This is a genomic window from Ilumatobacter nonamiensis YM16-303, from assembly GCF_000350145.1.
Lineage (GTDB): Bacteria > Actinomycetota > Acidimicrobiia > Acidimicrobiales > Ilumatobacteraceae > Ilumatobacter_A > Ilumatobacter_A nonamiensis.
Genome location: NZ_BAOL01000124.1, coordinates 1 through 5622, shown reverse-complemented (window position 1 = coordinate 5622; position 5622 = coordinate 1). Strand labels below are relative to the sequence as shown.

The 5622-nt window shown below is 67.3% G+C and carries 9 protein-coding genes and 1 tRNA gene; 1 reads left to right on the top strand and 9 read right to left on the bottom strand.

All coding sequences use genetic code 11. The features are described from left to right. The first annotated feature begins 105 nt into the window (after window positions 1–105). Window positions 106–178: transfer RNA gene (locus ON45_RS12475), tRNA-Thr, on the top strand. Between the two features lie 77 nt (window positions 179–255). Here the strand turns inward: ON45_RS12475 and ON45_RS12470 are convergent. The 9 genes from ON45_RS12470 to ON45_RS12430 all read right to left on the bottom strand — a co-directional run. Then, the gene (locus tag ON45_RS12470) at window positions 256–453 is read right to left on the bottom strand and encodes a hypothetical protein (RefSeq protein ID WP_040494317.1); all 198 of its coding nucleotides are present in this window, start codon (window positions 451–453) and stop codon (window positions 256–258) included. A 95-nt stretch (window positions 454–548) separates the two neighbouring features. After that, complete coding sequence (locus tag ON45_RS12465; RefSeq protein ID WP_040494316.1) at window positions 549–830, bottom strand: acylphosphatase; 282 nt, start codon at window positions 828–830, stop codon at window positions 549–551. A 20-nt stretch (window positions 831–850) separates the two neighbouring features. Beyond that, the gene (gene bfr / locus ON45_RS12460) at window positions 851–1321 is read right to left on the bottom strand and encodes a bacterioferritin (RefSeq protein WP_040494315.1); all 471 of its coding nucleotides are present in this window, start codon (window positions 1319–1321) and stop codon (window positions 851–853) included. Window positions 1322–1343: 22 nt separating this feature from the next. Further along, window positions 1344–1610 (bottom strand): (2Fe-2S)-binding protein, encoded by a 267-nt coding sequence (locus tag ON45_RS23910; RefSeq protein ID WP_083914883.1) that lies wholly within the window; start codon window positions 1608–1610, stop codon window positions 1344–1346. A 47-nt stretch (window positions 1611–1657) separates the two neighbouring features. Continuing rightward, a complete protein-coding gene (locus ON45_RS21490) occupies window positions 1658–3664 on the bottom strand; it encodes an SGNH/GDSL hydrolase family protein (protein WP_051062981.1) in 2007 nt (668 codons plus the stop codon). Window positions 3665–3704: 40 nt separating this feature from the next. Then, entirely contained in the window at window positions 3705–4067 is a 363-nt protein-coding gene (mnhG, locus tag ON45_RS12445) for a monovalent cation/H(+) antiporter subunit G (protein WP_040494313.1), read from the bottom strand. Further along, window positions 4064–4324 (bottom strand): MrpF/PhaF family protein, encoded by a 261-nt coding sequence (locus ON45_RS12440; RefSeq protein ID WP_040494312.1) that lies wholly within the window; start codon window positions 4322–4324, stop codon window positions 4064–4066. The genes mnhG and ON45_RS12440 overlap by 4 nt, the downstream gene beginning before the upstream one ends. Then, window positions 4321–4884, bottom strand: a complete 564-nt coding sequence (locus tag ON45_RS12435) for a Na+/H+ antiporter subunit E (RefSeq protein WP_040494311.1) — start codon at window positions 4882–4884, stop codon at window positions 4321–4323. The genes ON45_RS12440 and ON45_RS12435 overlap by 4 nt, the downstream gene beginning before the upstream one ends. Further along, window positions 4881–5622 (bottom strand): proton-conducting transporter transmembrane domain-containing protein (locus ON45_RS12430; RefSeq protein ID WP_040494310.1); only part of this gene is annotated, 742 nt, incomplete at its 5' end. The genes ON45_RS12435 and ON45_RS12430, both read right to left, overlap by 4 nt.

Genomic DNA, 5622 nt, shown 5'->3' with positions numbered 1-5622 from the left:
GCACGGAGCGCCGGAACTGTTCACGAGAACGGGATGATGCCGCGGCTGTCAGCGGGCTGCGTCGCCGATAACATTTCCGACGTCGTCACCGCAGTGACGACGGTTGCCCAGATAGCTCAGTTGGTAGAGCAACGCACTCGTAATGCGTAGGTCCCGAGTTCGACTCTCGGTTTGGGCTCTGAGAAACACCCGGTCAACGGGTGGGTTCTCCAGGCCGAGAGCCTGCGCCCTGGGGCGGGACGGGGTCCGTCCGCCTCAGATGAGCAGCAGGCCTCCGAGCAGGATGCTGGCCACACCGACGGCGAGCAACACGATCGACTGCGTGCGGCGTCCGGGCTTGCTGAGGTTGATGGCACCGACGATGATGCCGACGAGGCCGATGAGGATGCTGACGATGATCAGGAAGATGAACATCCCCTGGCTGAATGCACCGCGCTCGTTGTTGTTGACCATTTCTCAGTTCTCCGATCGTGAAGCCGCCCGCGCCACAACATAGATCTGCCGTCGATGCCCGCACGGGATGGTCGACGCAGTACATGAGCCACCACTCACGACGTGTGGCGGACGCGGAATTGCGACTCGCCGACGGGGTCCTCGTCGGTCACGTCGATCCGTGTCACGGCGGCGCGCGGTGGTCCGCTGCGACACCAGTCCAGCAGCGCATCGACGTCGGCCCGCTCACCTTCCGCGACGACCTCCACCGTGCCGTTGTGGTTGTTGCGGACCCATCCGGTCACGCCGCGCCGTCGCGCCTCCGACTGGCACGAGTCCCGGTAGAAGACTCCCTGCACCCGGCCGTGGATGACCGCACGGCAGCGAACGACCGCCACGGACTCCGCCTCGTCGGTCGTCAGGTCCCGATCTGGGCCTGGGTGTACAGGTCGATCCCGATGTCGGCGATCATCGACAGCTGCGTGTCGATCCAATCGAGGTGCTCCTCCTCGCCGAGCACGAGGTGCTCGAGAACCTCTCGCGTCCCCGGATCGCCCTCCTCGAGCGCGAGCACGACACCCCGTCGATAGCGCTCGACCGCCTCGGTCTCGAGTTCGTGGTCGACATCGAGTTGTTCCTGCACGGTCTCGCCGACGCGCACGCTGCCGATCCGCTGCATGTTCGGCATCCCGTCGAGGAAGATGATCCGGTCCATCAGCTTCTCGGCGTCGCGCATCTCCTCGATCGACTCCTCGCGATACTTCTCGGCGAGCCGATGCCAACCCCAGTTCTCGCACAGCTTGGAATGCGCGAAGTACTGATTGATCGCGGCCAACTCGGCGCTCAGCGCCTCGTTGAGGAACTCGATGATCTTCGGGGAGCCTTCCATGGCTCCGAACCTACTGCAACCGTCAAACGGCGACGCGCACGCGGGTTTCGCTCGCCGCCAACAGGCGTTCGATCGATTCGTGGCATCCGCCGCACCGGCCGCCGGCACCGCACCGATCGGTGACCTCCTCGACGGTCAGCACCTGACCGGAGACGATCTCGCTGATCGTTCGATCGTTCACCAACTCGCAATGGCAGACGACCACTACTGGCTCCCTCGGTGGGAGAAACCCCTGTCCATGCGGAGAGTGTAGCCGCGCACACGGCGAATGTAAAGCGGTCCTAACCATCTGTTCGAACCACCCTGACGGCAGTCCGATCAGGCGACCGGATGGCGTCAATCCGCGAGCATCGTCAGCAGCGACGGGCCGAGCCACTCCTCCGCCAGTTGTCCGGAAGCTTCCGCGGTCCAGTGGATTCCGTCGGGACGGAGGGCCTCGTCGTCGTCCAGACCGGCTTCTTCCACGAACGTCCGGAGGTCGAGCAGCTCCACGTCATCGCGTTCGGCAGCGAGCTCCCGGGCGATGTCGTCGACGACGGCGGCGGAACCGTTCGCCCACGCGGGTTCCGGTTCGTCCAGGTCTGCGGTGCGGTACGCCACCGGCGGTCGGACGAACACCACGCGTTCCGCGCCGCTCGTCGTCACGTCGTCGACGAACCGCGCGTAATCCCGCCGCACCCGGTCCGCATGCTCGGGATCGGTCGGCAGCGTCCAGGTCTCCCGATCGTCCCACGAGCGCTCCCAGGTGTCGGCCAACGACACCATCACCACGACGATGTCGATCGGCGCCGTCGAGAGCAACTCGGGGAGGTTCACGTCGAGTTCGGCCGGACAGTCCATCGAGAGTGCTGCGTCGAGCGTCTCGTTCGCGTAGTGCCCACCGCGCACGAGGCCGCACGCGCCGTGCGCAGCGATGCCGACCTGGACATCGCCATCGGTTGTCTCCGCCCAGTCGACGAGTCCGGAACTCAACGCAACCGCCGTGGAGTCGCCCACGACGACCAGTCGCGACGTCGTGTCCGCGTCCGTGGCCGGCTCCGTCATCGCTGGCACATCCACTTCGTCCGCCTCGGTCGTCTCCGCGACCGGGACCACCGGACGCTCCCCGATCGCGACTGCCTCCCGGTCGCGGACGTCGATCTCGTCGACGGCGGTGACCGCAATCGGTCCGTCGTCGATCAGCAGCGTGCCACCGATCACCACGACGGCACCGACCACGGCGGCGATCACGGTCGGGATCCCGCGCGTCACCCGGCGGCGGATCGGTTGCTCGAGCCACCGATACGACGCGGCCGCCAGCGCGACGACCACACCGAGCCGGGCGAGGTGTGCGGCGACCCCCGCCGACTCGAGCGGGACGAGCACGAAGATCGGCCAGTGAGCGAGGTAGATGCCGTAGCTGCGTCGACCGATCCACACCAGCGGACGGCTTCCGACCGCGGCCGAGAATCGGCTGCGCTGCCGCAGACCGACGATCAACCCGGCACTCACGAGGGCGAAGATGGGCAGGCCGCCGCGGTACGGCCACGCCTCACTCGACGACCCCGTCAGCACGACGGCGAGCACGATGGCGCCGGCGCAGACCGGTGCGACGGGGACCCGCCGGATTCCGAGTTCCGGTCGAAATCGAAGCACGGCGGCCAGGACACATCCGGTGAGGATCTCGGCCCCGCGGGATCCGCTGTTCAGGTAGATGCTCTCCGCGTCACCCCGGCTCGCGAGCAGCGCGACGAACGCCCACGAGAGGACCAGCGCCAACCCGGGGACCACGACGAAGTGTCGGAGACCTCCGGCCCGACGCAACACCGCGAGGCCGACGATCATCACGGCCGGCCAGACCACGTAGAACTGTTCCTCGATCGCGAGCGACCAGAAGTGCAGCACCGGCGACTGCTCGGACGCTCCGCTGACCGCGTCGGCATACGTCGTGTCCGTCGCGAGTTGGTCCCAGTTGGCCAGGTGCGCAGCCGCCCACCGGATGTGGCGGGCCTCGCCGGAAGCGACGTTGCCGATCCCGGCGATCGCGAGCACCGTCAGCACACCGAGCGTCAGCAAGCTCGCCGGCGCGAGACGGCGGATCCGACGCGAGACGAACTGCAGCAGGTCGATCCGCCCGGACGATTCGTACTCGCCGAGCAGCACGGTCGTGATGAGGTAGCCCGAGAGCGTGAAGAACACCGAGACACCGAGGTAGCCACCGGGGGCCCAGCTCGCGCCCGCGTGGAATGCGACGACGGCGATCACCGCGAACGCGCGGACCCCGTCCAACGCAGGTTGGTAGGTCAGCGCAGGAACGGTGACCCGACCATCGGGGGCCGAGGACCTGAGCACGGTGTCGGTCATCGGGCTGCGGGATCCTGCGTCCCACGATCATGGCCCATGGTCACGACGCGTCGTCGCCGACCCCGCTGCTGTCGCGCTCCAGCGTGCCGAGATCGTCGATTCCGGCCGTGACATCGATCGGGACCCGGCCCCGATACGCCGAACGGCCGAGCAGATGTGCGGCGACGGGCGCGGTGGCCAGCTGGAAGAAGCCGATCAGCGCGAGCTTGCCGACGTCGTCGGCCGAATCGACGCGCAACGCCGCCGCGGCCAGGACCAGAAGCAGCCCCAGCGTGGCGGGTTTCGTGGCCGCGTGCATCCGACCGTAGAGATCGGTGAACCGATGCAGACCGATCGCCGCGACGACGAACAATCCGGTTCCGACGAGAAGCAGGACCGCGGCGAGGACGTCGGTGACGCTCATCGCGGACGATCCTGGATCAGACCGGCGATGAACACCGTCCCGACGAAGCCGAGCAGCGCCGCGACGACGAGAACATCGAGAAACTCCCCGGAGCCGGTCCACACCACGTGGGTGCCGAGTGCGGCGACGGAGATGAGCACGAGCAGATCGAGCCCGAGCAGACGATCCGGCAGAGTCCCGGGACGCATGAGTCGCGCGACCGCCAGAACAGCGGCGACCGCCAACAGGCTGAACGCGATGATCGCGACGACGGTCACGAGCGACTCCCCTCGTCGGTGGTCGACACCAAGGCATCGGCCGGCGGTTCGAGCGGGAGGAGCGACGGAGCCACGGCCCGCACGACGAGGTCCTCCAGGTGCTCGACCTCGGCGCGGACGTCGGCGATGTCACGCAGATGCAGCACGTGGATGTACAACCGTGACGGTCGCTCCGCGACCTCGAGGGTCAAGGTGCCCGGGATCAGCGAGATGATGTTCGCGACGAGCGTGACGACGCGTGCGGATTCGGTGCGCAACGGGATCTGGACGATGCCTTGGCGCACGTGCTGTGTCGGCGTCAGGATCTCCCACGACACGGTGGCACTGGCCACGACGAGCTGCCACGTGAACCAGGCCGACAACCGGATCGCCGGAATGATCCGGATCCGTTCGTAGTCCTCACCGGGCCGACGGTTGACGACCGCGAGGATGACCACGGCGACGATCGCGCCACTCAGCAGGTTCGCCCAGCTGACCGATCCCCACAGCGCACACCACACTGCGACCAGGATCAGACCGGTCGCCAGCCAACTCCAACGCGGACGTCGTGCCGAGGTCATGACCCGAGTACCGCCGAGACGTAGCGCGCCGGGTCCGAGAGGTTCTCGGCTGCGGTGGTCGACAGCTCCCAGACGGTTCCGGCAGCCAGGCTGATCACGACGACCACGAGGACGACCGCGAGCGTCGAGGCGGTCATCACCTGCGGCGCTCCGCGGTGTTCACCCCCGGCCGGCGGCGCGTCGGCCGCGACCGGCTCGTTCCAGAAGGCATTCGTCCAGATCTTGAGCATCGACATCAGGGTCAGCAAGCTCACCGCCAGGCTGATTCCGACGATCAGATACTGCTCGCTCTCGATGCCTGCGCGCACCAGGCCGAGCTTGGCGATGAAGCCGGAGAACGGTGGGATTCCTGCGATGCTCAGCGCGGGCACCGCGAACAATGCGGCGATCATCGGCGCGCGACGGCGCATTCCGCCGAGGCGATCGAGCGCGCTCGTGCCGGTCCGTTGCTCGAGCAGTCCGCCGACGAGGAACAGTCCGGTCTTCACGGGAATGTGGTGCACCATGTAGAAGATCGCACCGGCGATGCCACCGACGGTGAACAGCGCGACGCCCATGACCATGTATCCGACCTGGCTGATGATGTGGAAACTGAGGATCCGCTTGATGTCGTTCTGGGCGAGCGCGCCGAGGACGCCGATGAGCATCGTGAGACCGGCGACGACGAGCAGCACCGTGGACGGGGCATCGGAGGGGAACAACAACGTCTGGGTGCGGATGATCGCGTAGACGCCGACC